We start from the raw sequence: 15,573 nt of genomic DNA, 5'->3' as shown, positions 1-15,573 counted from the left end.
ATGAAACAAGCGCTTTCCCTCCCCGCCGTCATCCTGGCAACGGCGCTGGCCGCCTGCCAGTCCTCGCCACCGCCCACGGCGGCCGAAATCGAAGCCGTCGCCATGCATGCGCGCCAGGCCGGCGACCACCAGGCCGAGCGCAAGGTGCGCAGCTGGGCCAGCAAGGACATGCCCGTGGCCGAACGCGAACTGGCGCTGATTTACCAGGCCAGGCCCGGGCGCCGCGCCGATGCGCTGAAATTCTTTGAACAGGCGGCCCGCGCGGGCGACACGGAAGCCGCCTTCGAGCTGGGCCAGATGCTGCGCGCGGCAGAACCGGGCCAAGCGTGGCTGTGGTACCGGCAGGCGGCGCAGCAAGGCCATGGCAAGGCGGCCCTGATGCTGGGCCTGCAGGCGGCGAATGGCGAAGGCGTGCCGAAGGATCAGACCGAGGCGGCGCGCTGGCTGGAAAAATCTAGCGAATTGGGCAACGCACATGCCATGTTCCTGCTGTACAACGCCTACCGCGAAGGCCGCGGCGTGCCGCAGGACTTGTCCAGGGGCCGCGCCTTGCTGGAAGAAGCGGCCCACCATGAGTACCCGCCCGCCATCCAGGAACTGGCCATGGCGGTGCAGGCCGACGATGCCCTGCGCGCCGGCCACCTGATGAAGGAAGCGACGGAGCACCGGCATAACAACTGGAACCGTTTTTAACACAGGCGACCGCGCGCGTCTGCCTTACCGCGCCGATTGCGCCAGCTGTGCCAGGCGCCGCAGCAGCGGCGCGTACAGGTCGGGCGGCGTGTTGCCATAGCCGATCACCAGGCCATTGTCTACGGGCAGCGGCGCCAGCGCAAAGCTGGACAGGGCCGTGGGCGCCATGCCGCAGGCGCGCGCGGCCGCGGCGATGGCGGCATCGGGAAACTGCGCGGGCAGCCGTACCGTCAGGTGCAAGCCGCAATGCCCGCCTTCGATGCTGTGCGGCACATCGAAGTGCTGCGCCAGCGCCGCGCGCAAGGCGTGCTGCCGTTCGCGGTACAGGCGCCGCATGCGTCCCAGGTGGCGCGCATACTGCCCGCTATCCATAAAATGCGCCATGGCCAGCTGTTCCAGCCGGTGCCCGCCGCGCAGCATGGCGGCCAGCGGCGCACGCGCCGCCTCCAGCAAGGCGGCGGGCAGGATCAGGAAGCCCAGACGCAAGGCGGGAAACATGGTCTTGCTGAAGGTGCCCACGTACAAGACCGGCCCCTGGCTGGCCAGGCCCTGCATGGCGGCGATCGGCTCGCCCGCGTGGCGAAATTCACTGTCGTAATCATCCTCGATCAGCCAGGCGCCGTGCGCCTGCGCCGCCTCGATCAGTTGCAGGCGCCGCGCGGCGGACAGCACGGCGCCCAGCGGATACTGGTGGCCCGGCGTCGCGTAGACGAGGCGTGGGCGCTGTTCCCGCCAATCGTCCGCGCTGGCCAGCATGCCCTGTGCATCGACGCGCATGGGCACGATGCGCAGCTCGCCCGCGCGCATGGCCGCCTTGGCGCCCCGGTAGCCGGGATCTTCCACCCAGGCCGTGTCGCCAGGGTTGGTCAGCAGCCGCACGCACAGTCCCAGCGCCTCTTGCGCCCCTTCCGTGATGATGATGTGTTCGGGCAGGCAACGCACGCCGCGCGCCGCGCCCAGGTAGCGGGCGATCGCCGCGCGCAAGGCTGGCTCGCCGGCCGGCTCGCCATACGCCAGCGCGGCGCTGCCATTGCTGCAGGCAACGTCGAGCGCGCGGCGCCATGCCGCCAGCGGAAACTGCGGCAGCGCCGGTTCGCCGGGACGCAGCGCGGCGGGACCGTGTTCCGTGACGGGCGCAGCCGACAGCGGCCCCAGGCGCCGCGCCAGCGGCGGCATGGGCAGGGACGCGGGCGCCATGCCTTGTGGCGGCAAGGCGGCAACCAAGGTGCCTTGCCGCCCCGCAACGACAAAACCTTCCACGGCCAGTTGCTCGTACACGGCGCTGACGGTATTGCGCGAAATGGCCAGGGCTTGCGCCAGCAGGCGCGACGCAGGCAGACGGCTGCCTGCCAGCAAACCTCCGTCGAGAATGGCCTTTCTCAGCCGCGCATGCAATTGCCGCTGCAGCGGTGCGGCACCGGCTGCGCGGGACAGGGGCAGTTCGAGGGTGGTTTGCGGGTGGTTAATCGGTATCACATCAAATATCATCAAATCATGGCACCATGGAATATACCCGATATGGCACTTGTGAGGAGACCACGCGCCGCTTATTCTGCCCGTCACAGGCCGGCAAGGTGCCGGCCGACACAATCAGAAAGCCGCCATGTCCCCCCTCTTGAATTCTTTCCAGCAACCTATCGGCGCACCCGCGCCGGAGTGGACGGCCCGCCCCCGTCCTGAGCGCGTCACCCTGCACGGCCGCTATTGCCGCCTGGAGCCGCTCGATGCTGCGCGGCATGCGGCAGACCTGTATCGCGCCCATGCGCAGGCGCCGGACCAGCGCGGCTGGACCTACATGCTGATGGGCCCCTTCGATGACCTGGAAGGCTACCGCGCCTATGCCCAGCAAGCTGCCCAGTGCAACGATCCCCTGCACTACGCCGTCATCGATCTGACCAGCGGACAAGCGCTCGGCACCCTGGCCCTGATGCGCATCGATGCGGCCAACGGCGCCATCGAAGTGGGCACGGTCATGTTTTCGCCCGCCTTGCAGCGCACGCCCGCGTCCACCGAAGCGCAGTATCTGCTGATGCGCTATGCCTTCGACACCCTGGGCTACCGCCGCTACGAATGGAAGTGCGACAGCCTGAACGCGCCGTCGCGCCAGGCCGCGCTGCGCCTGGGTTTCCAGTTCGAAGGCATCTTCCGCCAGTCCGGCTTCTACAAGGGCCGCAGCCGCGATACGGCATGGTTTGCCATCGTCCGCAGCGACTGGCCCGCCCTGCGGCAAGCCCTGGAGCAATGGCTGTCGCCGGACAACCTGCCCTCGGATGGCACGCAGCGCCAATCGCTGGCCGCCTTGCGCGCCGCCACCACAGCATAGAGGTTTGTGCTGCGTCAATCGTGTTGGGCTAGACATTGCCGAGAGGCTATGATGGCCCTGCCGTCTCCACGGAGGCGGCAGGGCTGCTGCCAGCCTCGAAATGCATTACACTGAATTTGCTTTTTGGAAATTAGTTACTCTGGACCAGCCTCGGTGAGCGCGTCGCATCGCTCGACCCAGCCAGTGTTTGGGTAGGCCCTGGCTCGTCCGTTGACCTCCCTATAAAGAAAGAGTCCAATGAAAAAGCTGACCACCGCCTTTGGCGCGCCTGTTGTAGACAATCAGAACATCCAGACGGCAGGCCCGCGTGGCCCTGCCCTGTTGCAAGATGTGTGGTTCCTGGAAAAACTGGCCCACTTCGACCGCGAAGTCATCCCGGAACGCCGCATGCATGCCAAGGGTTCCGGCGCGCACGGCACGTTTACCGTCACGCACGACATCACGCGCTACACGCGGGCCAAGATTTTTGGCGCGGTGGGCAAGCAAACCCCCATGTTTGCGCGCTTTTCCACGGTGGCCGGCGAACGCGGCGCGGCGGACGCGGAACGCGACATCCGCGGCTTCGCCCTGAAGTTCTATACGGAAGAAGGCAACTGGGACCTGGTCGGCAACAATACCCCGGTATTTTTCATGCGCGACCCGCTGAAATTCCCGGACTTGAATCACGCCATCAAGCGCGACCCGCGCACGGGCTTGCGCAGCCCCAACAGCAACTGGGACTTCTGGTCGTCCTTGCCGGAAGCGCTGCACCAGGTGACGGTGGTGATGAGCGACCGGGGCTTGCCGCGCAGCTTCCGCCACATGCACGGTTTCGGCAGCCACACATTCAGCTTCCTGAATGCGCAAAACGAACGTTTCTGGGTCAAGTTCACCTTTAAAACCCAGCAAGGCATCCAGAACCTGACGGATGCACAAGCCGAGGAACTGGTGGGCAAGGACCGCGAAAGCTCGCACCGCGACCTGTACGAAAGCATCGAAAACAAGGATTTCCCCCGCTGGACCCTGTATGTGCAGATCATGCCGGAAAAAGAGGCGGGAACGTACCACATCAACCCGTTCGACCTGTCGAAAGTATGGCCGCACGGCGACTATCCGCTGATCGAGGTGGGCGTGCTGGAACTGAACCGCAATGCGGACAACCACTTCGCGGAAGTGGAACAAGCTGCGTTCAACCCGGCCAACGTGGTGCCCGGCATCAGTTTTTCACCGGACAAGATGCTGCAAGGCCGTTTGTTTTCGTATGGCGACGCGCAGCGCTACCGCCTGGGCGTCAATCACAGCCTTATCCCCGTCAACGCGCCGAAGTGCCCGTTCCACAGCTACCACCGCGATGGCCAGATGCGCGTGGACGGCAACCAGGGCGGGACCTTGGCCTATGAACCGAACAGCGAGCAGGAGTGGGCGGAGCAGCCCGATTTCCGCGAACCGCCGCTGAGCATTGAAGGCGCGGCCGACCACTGGAACCACCGCGTGGACGAGGATTACTATTCGCAGCCGCGCGCCCTGTTCCGCCTGATGACCCCGGCACAGCAGCAAGTGCTGTTCGAGAACACGGCCCGGGCCATTTCGGGCGCCTCGGAGCAGGTCAAGCAACGCCATATCGGCAATTGCACCCTGTGCGACCCCGCCTATGGCGCGGGCGTGGCGGAAGCGATCGGCCGACTGAGCAAGTAGGCTGAGCAGCTAGCCTGAGCTGGCAAACCGCGCTGGAATGCGGGCTGGCGGGCTGGCAGGCCGCCGGCCGGTCCGCCATGCCGGCGCTGGCGTGACGGCGGGCCACGCCAGCACATGGCAGCCTGTCGTCGCGCCGGGCAGTGGCGCCACGCTCAAGGCCTGATGGCGATGCCGTCGGGCCTTCCCTACCAGCGCTGGATATCGATCTGGCCCGTGATGCTCGTTTCCACCGGATAGCCCTCGACCTGCAGCGGCACGCGCCGCTTGACGGACGAGTCGCGCAAATACACGACCAGCGCTTCCTTGCCGACGGCGGTTTGTCCCAGGCTGACGCCTTCCACGCCGTCGATGGCCATCAGCGCCCGCTCATTGCGCCGCTTCGCGGCCTCCAGGCGCCCGTGCCGTGCCGGCTGGCCGTATTGTCCCGTGATTCCCGCGCCCTGCCCCAAGGGCTCATCCGGCAAATACGGCATGGCGGCATCCTCGAACACGGCATGGGGCGATGGTGTAAATTTGCTGTTTGACATGGCAATTTCTCCTGATGCTATCCATGATACACCCGGCTACCGGGCGTCACAGCTCCCCTTGCCGGGCTGAACCATGCGCGCCTGCAGTCCCTGACAACTTCATCTTCGTGCAAAAGGCGGCGATATGCAAGGTGGCGCGGCACCGGCCACGGCGCCATGCATTCTGCCTGCTCAGGTGTACAGATTGATGTCGAGCGCCACCACCACGCGCCGCATCTGGTTGGCAAAGGTAATGTTGCCGCCACCGGCGAACAGCAGGCCGACGGGATTGCGCTGCTGGTTCCAGGTCCAGATGGAGGAGCCGGAATCACCGCCCGCGCTGAACGCGCCGCTGACCCCCGTGATGGCGATCTGGTCCTGGAACAGCGCTATCCTGCCGCTGCCATAATTGACGTTGATGGTCGCACCCAGGCCCGTGATGCGGCCCTGCGTCAATTGCGTCGTGCGTCCCGATTTGCCCACCAGCATGCCCAGCACGGGCGCCACCAGCGCATTGCTGATGCGGAAATACGCGGGCACGCCGCCGCTCAGGTACACCAGTTCGGGCCGCACGCGGTCTGGCCAGGCCCAGCCGGTGGCGCAATCGACAAAGTTGACGCCGCCGCTGAAATTGATGGGCACGAAGCGTTCCAGCACGGCCACCTGGTCTGGCGGGCAGCGGCCGCCATCGATGGGGCCAGGCTGCACGATGCAGTCGTTGAACACGCCGCCATTCGAATTGGCCAGCACATGATTATTGCTCAAGATCATCAACCGGCTGTTGCGCGGCGCGCTGCGGCCCACGGCCAGGCAGCCGATGGTGCCGGCCGTGATGCGGAAGTGGCCGACGGAGACGCCGCCCGGCGCAGGCCGCAGGCGAAAGCGGTGGGGCTGCGCATCGATGACGCCCGTGACGACGATATTCACCGGCACGTTGTCGCTGGCCACGGCGCGCACGCCCATGGCGCCCACGATGGCGGCCTTGGCGCGGTCCACGGACGTCGGTTCGGCAACATACAGGGTCAGGGCGGGCACACCCGGTTCGCCGGAGGAACTGTCGCTGGCGCCCTCGCCCAGGCCGATCGAGACGCCCTGGATATTGCCGCCATCGCTGAAGGCATCGGCCGCGCGCACGCCACTGGCCTGGGAAATGGCCTGGCGCATGCCGTCTTCGATACTGCGCTTGATTTCCAATAACTCCATGCTGACACCGCTCAAGGCATCCGGCACCTCCGACACGGAAGCGCTCTCGATGTTGCCGTCGCCATCGCCGGGTACGGCAAACTGATCGATCGCTTCTTCGTCGTCGGCCGTCTGTCCCCTGCCGGCGCCGGCCGGCGGCGCGCTGAAACCATTGTCATTCCCAAACATGATGTTCTCCTCGTTGGTCACTCCCAAGGCGCAGTGTGGGCCGCTGGCCGCCGCCGGTATTGATCTGGATTGAACTGCGCTGGCACATGACGTGCGGACAGTATCTGTGTTAAGTGCCGCAGGAATAGTTCCGTTTTCAAGCTTGCGCGAGATCAGGCGTGCAGATAGCGGCGGCGCCGTATACTTCACCGACAAACTGGCAGATGGCCCGCTCCATACGGGGAATGGCATGCGATGGCATGCGACGGCACGATGGTAAATAGATAGCGCGCGATGGCGGCAATGGGGACACGATGACGAGCCTTGGTACGCAGAATGATGCATCGGCAGGTGGCGGCACGGAGCCTGATACGTCGGACGGCGCGCATCAGCGCGCCCGCTTCGTGCATGGCATGGCGTCCTATGCGGCCGAACATCGCCTCAATCCCTGGCGCGGCAGCCTCGCCGACTTCCTCGAGCAAATCCTGCCGGATGGCGCCCCGCTGCTGGCCCGCAGCGCCCACCAGTACCTGTGGGACATGATGCGCTGGAACGGGCAGACGGACGGCAGCGGGCATTTCCGCTGCCGCCTGTTTGATGACGAGCTGTTCGGCATCGACGAGGCGATCGACCGCGTGGCCGCCTACTTCAAGGCGGCGGCGGCCGGTTCTGAGGTGGGCCGGCGCATGCTGTTGTTGCTGGGGCCGCCGTCGGGCGGCAAGTCGACCATGGTGATCCTGCTGAAGCGGGGCCTGGAAGACTACAGCCACAGCGACGAAGGGGCGCTGTACGGCATCGGCGGCTGCCCCGTGCACGAATCGCCGCTGCATCTGGTGCCGCACAGCATGCGCGCCGGCTTTCGGGCCAGCTACGGCGTCGAGCTGCAGGGCGAACTATGCCCGCATTGCCGTGCCCGGCTGGAAGAGCAGTACGCGGGCGACTTCCTGCGCATGCCCGTCGAACAGATTTATCTGTCGGAAGCGAACCGCTGCGGCATTGGCACCTATGCGCCGCACGACCCCACCACGGCCGACCTGGCCGACCTGGTGGGGTCCGTCGACCTGTCGAAAGTGGCGCACTATGGCGACGAAGGCGACCCGCGCGCCTGGTCATGGTCGGGCGCCGTGTATGCGGCCAGCCGCGGCATGCTGGAAATGATCGAAATTCTCAAGGTCAAGCGCGAATTTCTCTACACGCTGGAGCATTTTCCGAACCACCACCGTGCGCTGGCGTCGATGGCCAAGCTGGGGCTGCGCCTGAAAAGCGCGCAGCCGCCGGGCGCCCGTTACACCATCAGCTGTTTTTTCGAGCGCGCCATCGGCTTCGCGCCGCACGACGTGACGGCGCGCATGGTATATAGCAACTATCTGCTGGCCACGGGCCAGGACGCGACGGCGCTGGAGCAGCTGGACGCGGCCAGCCGCCTGGCCCCCGAGCAGGCCACGATCCAGTACAACCTGGGCCTGATGTATGTCAAGAAAAAGGAATACGACAAGGCCAGCATGCATGCGCAGAAAGCCTATGCACTGGGCTTTCCCCTGCCGGGCTTGAAGAACAAGCTGAAGGCGGCGGGCAAATGGCGCGAACCGCCGCCCGCGCCCGCCACCGTGGAAGCGGCCGCGGCCGAACCCCAGCAAGCGGCCGTGCCGCCGGTCGACAAGCCTAGCGGGGAATGACGGCCGGCCGCCCGGCCACGCTCCAATGTCCCGACGGCGAAGCGGCCAGCGCGGCGGCCAGGTCGCGCCGCGACTGCGCCTTGTCGTGCGCCGCGCTGATGAACGCCAGTTCCGCCGGCTGCAGCACGGTCATCGTCAGCAGCAGCACTTCGCCATACGGCGTGTCGAAGGCGGCAGGAATGCCTGCCGCGCCCTGGGCCAGCAGCACGCCCACCTGGCCGTTTTCGTCTTCCAGTGCGGGCGGCGCGTCCTGCAGGTCCAGCACCATCGAGACGCTGCCGTGGCGCTGCACCAGTAAATCGATGGAGCCGTGATCGGCCACGTTCTGGCTGACCTGGTAAATCACGTCGAACAGCCACGATTGCGCCACGTCCTGAGCATCGAAGGCGGACGGCGGCGCCTCGATGCACACTTCCAGCAGGTGCCCGCGCGGCACGAACACGTCGTCGTCATCCTCGAACGGATCGCTCAAGCCATCGCTGGCGAGCATGATGGCATCTGGCCGGCGGATCACCCTCCAGGCCTGGCGCAGGGACGGCCAGCGCGGGCCGCCCGTGAAAGCGGGATTGAGCAGCGGCGCCAGCACGTCGCCATCGATGGCGCCCAGGCTGGCATAAAACGCGTCGCGCGCGGCGCAGGCCGCGGCCAGCATCTGCGCGCCCGCCGCCTTGCCGGTGACGGCGTCGTCCGGTTGCGGCACTTGGGGAATGTCGTTGTCAGGCATGGCAATACTCCTTTATTTGCGACCCCTGACAACACCGCCGCGCGCGCAAGGCAGAGGTGGCCAAAAGGCGCCCCCTTGCCCAGTACGGGGGCGCCGAGCGGGGGCGCCGAGCCGGCGAGCATCGCAGGCCGCCAGTAGCGACGCGCAGCAGGTTTTGTCGGGTGTCAATCAGCAGGTGGGAAATCGTGATAGGAACGGGGCAGATAGCCCCAGATGCGCGCCACTCGGTCGCGCACTTCGAAATCGAAGCCGATGCGTGCCAGTTCGGGCACGATCCACACGCCATGGTCGATGATTTTTTTCGGCAGCAGCATGGCCACGTGCTCTTCCGTGTACAGGCTGATGTCGAACCATTCCACGCCCAGAAAGGGAAACGGCGGGTGGTAATCCCACTCCGTGTCCCAGCGTGAAACGTAGCCGCTAACGGAGCCGTAGCGGTACGACGGCGCCCAGTCGGTGCGCCCGCGCATGAAGGCCAGCAACGCGTTCCACTTGCAGTCGTTGGCGGCGCCGGCCAGGTTGCGCCGCGCGATGTGGCCGCGCAGCTTGCGCTTGACGTCGTCGTCGCCCGCGCCGGCCAGCGGCAGGCTGGCGTCGGCCACCGGGTTCGCCATCAGCGGACGACGGGCTTGACTTTCGAGGCGGCCAGCACGGCGCGCTGGCGGGCCGTGTCGATATCCTCGGCCGTGGCCAGGGCCACGCCCATGCGGCGGCGGGCGAACGATTCGGGCTTGCCGAACAGGCGCAGGTCCGCGCCCGGCACGTTCAAGGCCTCGGCCACGCCTTCGAAGGCGATGCCTTTCGCTTCCACCTGGCCGTAGATGACGGCCGAGGCGGCGGGCGAGCGCAGCGCCACGTTGACGGGCAAACCCAGAATGGCTTTCGCGTGCAGCTCGAACTCGCTCTGCACCTGGCTGGCCATGGTGACCATGCCCGTGTCGTGCGGACGGGGGCTCACTTCCGAGAACCACACCATGTCATCCTTGACGAACAGTTCCACGCCGAACAGGCCCAGGCCGCCCAGGTTGTCCGTCACCTTGCGGGCGATGTCGCGCGAACGCTCCAGCGCCAGCGGCGCCATGCGCGCCGGCTGCCACGATTCCACGTAGTCGCCCTGCACCTGCAAGTGGCCGATCGGCTCGCAGAACTGCGTTTCAACGTGCCCCGAGGCGCCCACGGCGCGCACCGTCAGCAAGGTGATTTCATAGTCGAAGTCGATAAATCCCTCGACGATGACCCTGCCCGTATCGACCCTGCCGCCGCTGGCCGCATAGGCCCACGCCGTTTCCACGTCCTGCGGGCCGTCCAGCTTGGACTGGCCCTTGCCCGACGACGACATGACGGGTTTCACGACGCACGGGAAACCGATTTCCTGACAGGCCAGCTGCAATTCCTGCAGGCTGCTGGCGAAGCGGTAGGGCGACGTCGCCACGCCGAGGGTTTCCGCCGCCAGGGTGCGGATGCCTTCGCGGTTCATCGTCAGCACGGCCGCGCGCGCGTTCGGGATGCACGTGATCTGTCCGGCCGCTTCCAGCGCCGCCAGGGTATCGGTGGCGATGGCTTCGATTTCCGGCACGATCAGGTCCGGCTTTTCCAGGTCGATCAGCGCGGCCAGGGCCACGCCGTCGCTCATGTCGATCACGTGCGAACGGTGCGCCACGGGGTGGCCGGGCGCGTTCGGGTAGCGGTCGACGGCGATCACTTCCACGCCCAGGCGCTGCAGCGAGATGATCACTTCCTTGCCCAGCTCGCCGGAGCCCAGCAGCATGACCTTGACGGCGGTGGAAGACAGGGGCGTGCCGAAAGTGCGCGGCGCGATGGGGCTGGCAGTGAGGGAGCTTGTGGTCATGGCAGGTTCTGTAGGCGGATGGAAAGATGGCTGGGACTATAACAAATGCCGGCCCGCTTGGACAGGGTGCGCCTATGGTGCGGGCGCCGGCGGCGGCACTTGCCAGCGCCCGCAGTCAATGCAATAATTGAGAATGATTCTCAATTAACCGCCGCCCACCATCGTCCCTGCCGCCATGAACCCTGCCGCACCGCCCGACCTTGCCACCCTGTACCGCGCCCACCACGGCTGGCTGCAGGGCTGGCTGCGGCATAAGCTGGGCTGCGGCGCCGACGCGGCCGACGTGGCGCACGACACCTTCCTGCGCCTGCTGCAGCGGCGCGAACGGCCGCAGCCGGCCCTGCGCGAACCGCGCGCCTACCTGACGCGCATCGCGCAAGGCCTGGTGATCGACCATTACCGGCACCGCGACGTGGAACACGCCTACCTGCAGGCGCTGGCCGCCCTGCCCGAACAGACGGCGCCGTCGCCCGAAACGCGGCTGCTGATCATCGACACCCTGGTGCGCCTCGATACGGCGCTCGACGCCCTCAAGCCGCGCGCCAGGCTGGCCTTTTTGCTGGCCCAGCTCGATGGCTTGACGGGTCCCGCCATCGCCGCCAGGCTCGACATTTCGCTGGCCACCGTCGAGCGCGACCTGGCCAGCGCCTGGCGCGCCTGCTACCGCGTGTACTTCCAGTGACGGCCGCCGCGTTGCAGGATGACGCCGTCGAGCAAGCCATCGCCTGGGCCGTGCGCCTGCAGATGCACGGCGCCACGCCGGACGCCCTGCAATCGCTGCAGCGCTGGCGCGATGCCGATCCCGGCCACGAACAGGCGTGGCAGCGCCTCGTCGCCATCGGCAACCAGTTCTCGGGCTTGCCGCCGGAAGCGAGCCGCGCCACCCTCGACGCCAGCCTGGCGCGCCGCCGCCAGCGCCGCCAGGCATTGAAAGTGCTGGCCGGCATAGGCTTTGCCGGCACGGCCGCCTGGTTCGCCATCGATACGCGCGCCGACTACCGCACGGGCACGGGGCAGCGCCTGGCCGTGCGCCTGCCGGACGGCAGCTTGCTGCGCCTGAATGCGAGAACGACGGTCCGGCTGCGCTTCGATGGCAAGCAGCGGCTGCTGACCTTGCTGCATGGCGAGCTGGCCGTCACCACGCAAGCCGACCCGCGGCGCCGGCCGTTTCTCGTCGACACGGGCGAAGCGCGCATGCAGGCGCTGGGCACGCGCTTCACGGTGCGCCGGCTCGCCGGCGCCGATGGCATGCTGACGCGCCTGGCCGTGCAGGAACACGCAGTGCAGCTGCAGGCAGGTGCAGGCACAGGCGTGGCCAGCCCCGTGCTGGTGCGCGCCGGCGACAGCGTCGTGACGGATGGCGCGCGCACCTGGCGCGAACCGGGCCATGACGATCCGGCCGCCTGGCTCGACGGCGTAATCGCCGCGCGCGACATGCCCCTGGGCCAGCTGGTGGCCGAACTGGCGCGCCACCGGCATGGCTTGCTGCTGTGCGACGCCGGTATCGCCAGCTTGCCCGTCTCCGGCGTCTTCCAGCTGGACGACCCCGAGCGGGCCCTGCGCGTGCTGCTGCAGACGCAGCCCATCGTGGCCGTGTACCGCACGCGCTTCTGGGTCACGCTGAAAAAAGCGTAAAAAAGATGAGGGGATCGGGCTGGCCGCGCGGCATACAGCTTGATACCCCCCAACTTGATAGCGATTATGAACCACTCTTTCCTGCCCTGCCCCCAGCCATCCCCCCCGCTTGCCGTCCGCTTTCATGCCCCGTTTCCTGCCCGGTTTCCCGCGCGTTCACGCCTGGCCGGCGCCGTCGCCGGCGCCTTGCTGCTGTTCGGCGCGGCGCCCGTCATGGCCCAGCAGCACCCGCCCCAGGCCAGCAGCGCCAGCGCCACCCATGCCCTGCAGATCGCCGCCGGCCCGCTCGATGCGGCGCTGGAACAGCTGGCGCGCAAGGCGGGCCTGACCCTCACCTACCAGGCGGCCGAGGTGCGCGGCTTGCGCACGGCCGGCCTGGCCGGCAATGACAGCGCGGCGGCCGGCCTCGATGCGCTGCTGGCAGGCAGCGGCCTGGCGGCGCTGCAACTGGCGCCCAACGATTTCGTCCTGCGCCCGCTGCCCAGGTCGGCGAACGCGGCGGCCGATGGCGCGCAGCAACTGGCCGAAATCACGGTCACGGCCGGCGGCGAGCCGGCGCTGGAAACGGAAGGCAGCGGCGCCTATGCGGCGGCGCTGGCCGGCACGGCCACGCGGTTTACCCTGTCGCCGCGCGAAACGCCGCAATCGCTGACCGTCATCACGCGCCAGCAGATGGATGACCAGGGCGTCCTGACCCTGGCCGACGTGCTGCAGCAGACGCCGGGCGTGACCGTCTCGCACGACGATTCGGAGCGCTATAACTACTACGCGCGCGGTTTCAGCCTGAACAGCTTCCAGTATGACGGCGTGCCCACCTTCGACTTCAGCACCAATTCGAACGGCCTGGGCATCCGCGACATGGCCATCTACGACCGGGTGGAAGTGGTGCGCGGCGCGAATGGCCTGATGAGCGGCGCCGGCAGCCCGGCCGGCGCCGTCAACCTGGTGCGCAAGAAACCCACGCGCCAGGTCCAGGCCTATGCGCAGGCGGCTATCGGCAGCTGGGACCGCTACCGCGCGGAAGCCGATGTCTCCGGCCCGCTGAGCGCGGACGGTTCCGTGCGCGCGCGCCTGGTGGCCGCGCACCAGAAGCACGGCTCCTACATCGACTATTACCAGCAGGACAAGAGCGTGGTGTACGGCGTCATCGAGGCGGACCTGACGCCGCGCACGCGCGTGCTGGCCGGCATCGATTACCAGAAAATCGATTCGACGGGGTCGTCGTTCGGCCAGAATCCCCTGTTTTACGCCGATGGCAGCCGCACGCGGTTCGCGCGCGCCTTCAACCCCGCCGCGCGCTGGACGGACGCGGGCAGCACCAGCACGCGCGTGTTCGCCGCCGCCGAGCACCTGTTCGACAATGGCTGGCAGGTGAAGGCGGAAGCGAGCCACTGGAAAGGCGATACGGACCAGCTGCAGGCGAACATCATCAGCTGGGGGCCGTATCCGGACCCGGCCACGGGCCTGGCCACCGTGCAGCGCGGCGCCAAAACCTATGTCATCGACAGCAATTCGTTCGATGCCTATGCGACAGGACCCTTCCAGTGGCTGGGCCGCCAGCATGAGCTGGTGCTGGGCGTCAACGCCAGTCACCGCAACTCCGACTACCTGGCCTATGGCGGCGGCAATGTGGAAATCGATTACCGCCACTGGAACAACAATGTGCCGCTGCCGGCCAGCATGGCCGTCAGCCTGACGCAAAAATACAGCTTCAAGGAGTATGCGGCGTACGGCGCGGCCCGCTTCAAGCCGGCCGATGGCTGGTCGCTGATCGTCGGCAGCCGCCTGAACAGCTATGAACGCACGGGCGACCTGGTCTACGGCTGGGGCGGTACGGGCCGCGACGACGCGCGGGAAAAACACCGGCTGGTGCCGTATGCGGGCGCCGTCTACGACTTGAACGGCACGTATTCCGCGTATCTCAGCTATGCCAGCATCTTCGAGCCGCAATCGGTCAGCGACGCCAATGCCAGGGCGCTGCCGCCCACCACGGGCAAATCCTGGGAAAGCGGCATCAAGGGCGAGTTTTTCGAGCGCAAGCTGAACGCCAGCGTGGCCATCTTTCACATCCGGCAAGACAACCTGGCCGACTACGTGGGCACGGACGCCAACGAACGGGAAGTCTACCGGCCCATCGACGGCACCACCACGCGCGGCGTGGAGCTGGAAGTGGCGGGCCAGCTCTTGCCCGACTGGCAAGTGCAGGCGGGCGCGACGTTCAGCCGCCCGCGCGACAAGGATGGCCAGCGCATCGACACGACGCGCCCCGAACGCAGCGTCAAGCTGGCCACCAGCTACCGCCTGGGCGGCGACTGGCGCCGCGTGAGCGTGGGCGGCAATATCAGCTGGCAAGGCCGGACCTATTACCACACCGTGCTGGCGGGCGACGTGCCGGCGCGCGCCGACGAAGGCAGCTTTGGCGTGGCGGGACTGATGGCGCGCTACGAGTTCAGCAAGCGTCTGAGCGCCGTGCTCAATCTCAATAATGTCTTCGACAAGCGCTATTACAGCGGCTACGGCCTGTACGGCAGCGGCTACTACGGCGATCCGCGCAACGCGCAGCTGACCTTGCGGGCCAGCTTCTAACCGGCGTAGGCCCGCTTGATCTCGTCGATGTCGATCTTTTTCATGCCCATCATGGCTTTCATGACGCGCTGCGCCTTGACGGCATCGGGGTCGCCCAGCAGCTTGACCATGATGGTGGGCACGATTTGCCAGGACACCCCGAACTGGTCCTTGAGCCAGCCGCACTGCTGCGCTTGCGGCGGCCCGCCTTCGGACAGCTGGGTCCAGTAATGGTCCACCTCGTCCTGGGTTTCGCAATTGACCTGGAACGAGATGGCCTCGGAAAACTGGAACAGCGGCCCGCCGTTCAAGCCCGTGAACGTCTGGCCATCGAGCTCGAAGGCCACCGTCAGCACGCTGCCCGGCTCCTGGCCATGGATTTCCTGGCCCTCCTCGCCATAGCGCAGGATCTGGCCGACTTTCGAATTGGGGAAAATCCCCGTATAAAACAGGGCCGCCGCCTCGGCGTGGCCATTGAACCATAAACACGGGGTAATCTTCTGGATGCTGTGCATGATGTCTCCCTTGGTCGGTGTGGATCAGACGCCTTAATATAGTCACTTTTGCAGCGCCGTGGC

General features: G+C 66.9%; 13 protein-coding genes and 1 pseudogene. 7 read left to right on the top strand and 7 right to left on the bottom strand.

The window, feature by feature from the left end:
• Nucleotides 1-693: a tetratricopeptide repeat protein gene (locus ACZ92H_RS17285; protein ID WP_465050343.1), complete on the top strand. Its 693-nt coding sequence runs from the start codon at nt 1-3 to the stop codon at nt 691-693.
• Between the two features lie 24 nt (nt 694-717).
• On the opposite strand, the gene pdxR is transcribed toward ACZ92H_RS17285, so the two are convergent.
• The gene (gene pdxR, locus ACZ92H_RS17280; protein WP_465050479.1) at nt 718-2,181 is read right to left on the bottom strand and encodes a MocR-like pyridoxine biosynthesis transcription factor PdxR; all 1,464 of its coding nucleotides are present in this window, start codon (nt 2,179-2,181) and stop codon (nt 718-720) included.
• Between the two features lie 115 nt (nt 2,182-2,296).
• Here pdxR and ACZ92H_RS17275 point away from each other — a divergent pair.
• Together ACZ92H_RS17275 and ACZ92H_RS17270 are read left to right on the top strand one after the other, a co-directional pair.
• Nucleotides 2,297-3,004 (top strand): annotated as a pseudogene (locus tag ACZ92H_RS17275) (GNAT family N-acetyltransferase); the annotation flags it as partial.
• 249 nt (nt 3,005-3,253) lie between these two features.
• A complete protein-coding gene (locus ACZ92H_RS17270) occupies nt 3,254-4,690 on the top strand; it encodes a catalase (RefSeq protein WP_131369613.1) in 1,437 nt (478 codons plus the stop codon).
• A 185-nt stretch (nt 4,691-4,875) separates the two neighbouring features.
• On the opposite strand, the gene ACZ92H_RS17265 is transcribed toward ACZ92H_RS17270, so the two are convergent.
• Nucleotides 4,876-5,217, bottom strand: coding sequence for a hypothetical protein (locus tag ACZ92H_RS17265; protein WP_131369616.1), 342 nt, complete (start codon nt 5,215-5,217; stop codon nt 4,876-4,878).
• 171 nt (nt 5,218-5,388) lie between these two features.
• Nucleotides 5,389-6,567 carry a chymotrypsin family serine protease gene (locus tag ACZ92H_RS17260; RefSeq protein WP_465050342.1) on the bottom strand — a complete coding sequence of 393 codons (1,179 nt, stop codon included), beginning with the start codon at nt 6,565-6,567 and terminating at the stop codon, nt 5,389-5,391.
• Between the two features lie 293 nt (nt 6,568-6,860).
• Between ACZ92H_RS17260 and ACZ92H_RS17255 the strand changes: the two genes are divergently transcribed.
• Entirely contained in the window at nt 6,861-8,222 is a 1,362-nt protein-coding gene (locus ACZ92H_RS17255; RefSeq protein WP_465050341.1) for a hypothetical protein, read from the top strand.
• On the opposite strand, the gene ACZ92H_RS17250 is transcribed toward ACZ92H_RS17255, so the two are convergent.
• From ACZ92H_RS17250 to purT, 3 genes are all read right to left on the bottom strand, one after another.
• Nucleotides 8,209-8,946, bottom strand: a complete 738-nt coding sequence (locus tag ACZ92H_RS17250) for a hypothetical protein (protein ID WP_465050340.1) — start codon at nt 8,944-8,946, stop codon at nt 8,209-8,211. The genes ACZ92H_RS17255 and ACZ92H_RS17250 overlap by 14 nt on opposite strands.
• A gap of 164 nt (nt 8,947-9,110) precedes the next feature.
• Nucleotides 9,111-9,560 carry a DUF6678 family protein gene (locus ACZ92H_RS17245; protein ID WP_465050339.1) on the bottom strand — a complete coding sequence of 150 codons (450 nt, stop codon included), beginning with the start codon at nt 9,558-9,560 and terminating at the stop codon, nt 9,111-9,113.
• Nucleotides 9,560-10,795, bottom strand: coding sequence for a formate-dependent phosphoribosylglycinamide formyltransferase (purT, locus tag ACZ92H_RS17240; RefSeq protein ID WP_465050338.1), 1,236 nt, complete (start codon nt 10,793-10,795; stop codon nt 9,560-9,562). Before purT ends, ACZ92H_RS17245 begins: the two co-directional genes overlap by 1 nt.
• A gap of 175 nt (nt 10,796-10,970) precedes the next feature.
• Between purT and ACZ92H_RS17235 the strand changes: the two genes are divergently transcribed.
• The 3 genes from ACZ92H_RS17235 (at nt 10,971) to ACZ92H_RS17225 (ending at nt 15,016) form a co-directional block, all read left to right on the top strand.
• Nucleotides 10,971-11,477, top strand: coding sequence for a sigma-70 family RNA polymerase sigma factor (locus ACZ92H_RS17235; protein WP_465050337.1), 507 nt, complete (start codon nt 10,971-10,973; stop codon nt 11,475-11,477).
• Nucleotides 11,474-12,430: a FecR domain-containing protein gene (locus ACZ92H_RS17230; protein ID WP_465050336.1), complete on the top strand. Its 957-nt coding sequence runs from the start codon at nt 11,474-11,476 to the stop codon at nt 12,428-12,430. The genes ACZ92H_RS17235 and ACZ92H_RS17230 overlap by 4 nt, the downstream gene beginning before the upstream one ends.
• A gap of 66 nt (nt 12,431-12,496) precedes the next feature.
• Nucleotides 12,497-15,016 carry a TonB-dependent siderophore receptor gene (locus tag ACZ92H_RS17225; protein WP_465050335.1) on the top strand — a complete coding sequence of 840 codons (2,520 nt, stop codon included), beginning with the start codon at nt 12,497-12,499 and terminating at the stop codon, nt 15,014-15,016.
• Here the strand turns inward: ACZ92H_RS17225 and ACZ92H_RS17220 are convergent.
• A complete protein-coding gene (locus ACZ92H_RS17220; RefSeq protein ID WP_465050334.1) occupies nt 15,013-15,510 on the bottom strand; it encodes a VOC family protein in 498 nt (165 codons plus the stop codon). The two genes, ACZ92H_RS17225 and ACZ92H_RS17220, sit on opposite strands and share 4 nt — an antisense overlap.
• Nucleotides 15,511-15,573: the final 63 nt, after the last annotated feature.

It is taken from the genome of Janthinobacterium foliorum (assembly GCF_978021625.1).
Note: the sequence above shows the minus strand (reverse complement) of the source record. Positions and strands in the feature narration are given on the sequence as shown.

What these genes read in the sequence shown, in the direction of transcription:
- ACZ92H_RS17245 (WP_465050339.1), bottom strand. Translation starts at nt 9,560, where the DNA reads ATGGCGAACCCGGTGGCCGACGCCAGCCTGCCGCTGGCCGGCGCGGGC.
- ACZ92H_RS17260 (WP_465050342.1), bottom strand. Translation starts at nt 6,567, where the DNA reads ATGTTTGGGAATGACAATGGTTTCAGCGCGCCGCCGGCCGGCGCCGGC.
- purT (WP_465050338.1), bottom strand. Translation starts at nt 10,795, where the DNA reads ATGACCACAAGCTCCCTCACTGCCAGCCCCATCGCGCCGCGCACTTTC.
- ACZ92H_RS17225 (WP_465050335.1), top strand. Translation starts at nt 12,497, where the DNA reads ATGAACCACTCTTTCCTGCCCTGCCCCCAGCCATCCCCCCCGCTTGCC.
- ACZ92H_RS17270 (WP_131369613.1), top strand. Translation starts at nt 3,254, where the DNA reads ATGAAAAAGCTGACCACCGCCTTTGGCGCGCCTGTTGTAGACAATCAG.
- ACZ92H_RS17255 (WP_465050341.1), top strand. Translation starts at nt 6,861, where the DNA reads ATGACGAGCCTTGGTACGCAGAATGATGCATCGGCAGGTGGCGGCACG.
- pdxR (WP_465050479.1), bottom strand. Translation starts at nt 2,181, where the DNA reads ATGATATTTGATGTGATACCGATTAACCACCCGCAAACCACCCTCGAA.
- ACZ92H_RS17235 (WP_465050337.1), top strand. Translation starts at nt 10,971, where the DNA reads ATGAACCCTGCCGCACCGCCCGACCTTGCCACCCTGTACCGCGCCCAC.
- ACZ92H_RS17285 (WP_465050343.1), top strand. Translation starts at nt 1, where the DNA reads ATGAAACAAGCGCTTTCCCTCCCCGCCGTCATCCTGGCAACGGCGCTG.
- ACZ92H_RS17265 (WP_131369616.1), bottom strand. Translation starts at nt 5,217, where the DNA reads ATGTCAAACAGCAAATTTACACCATCGCCCCATGCCGTGTTCGAGGAT.
- ACZ92H_RS17250 (WP_465050340.1), bottom strand. Translation starts at nt 8,946, where the DNA reads ATGCCTGACAACGACATTCCCCAAGTGCCGCAACCGGACGACGCCGTC.
- ACZ92H_RS17220 (WP_465050334.1), bottom strand. Translation starts at nt 15,510, where the DNA reads ATGCACAGCATCCAGAAGATTACCCCGTGTTTATGGTTCAATGGCCAC.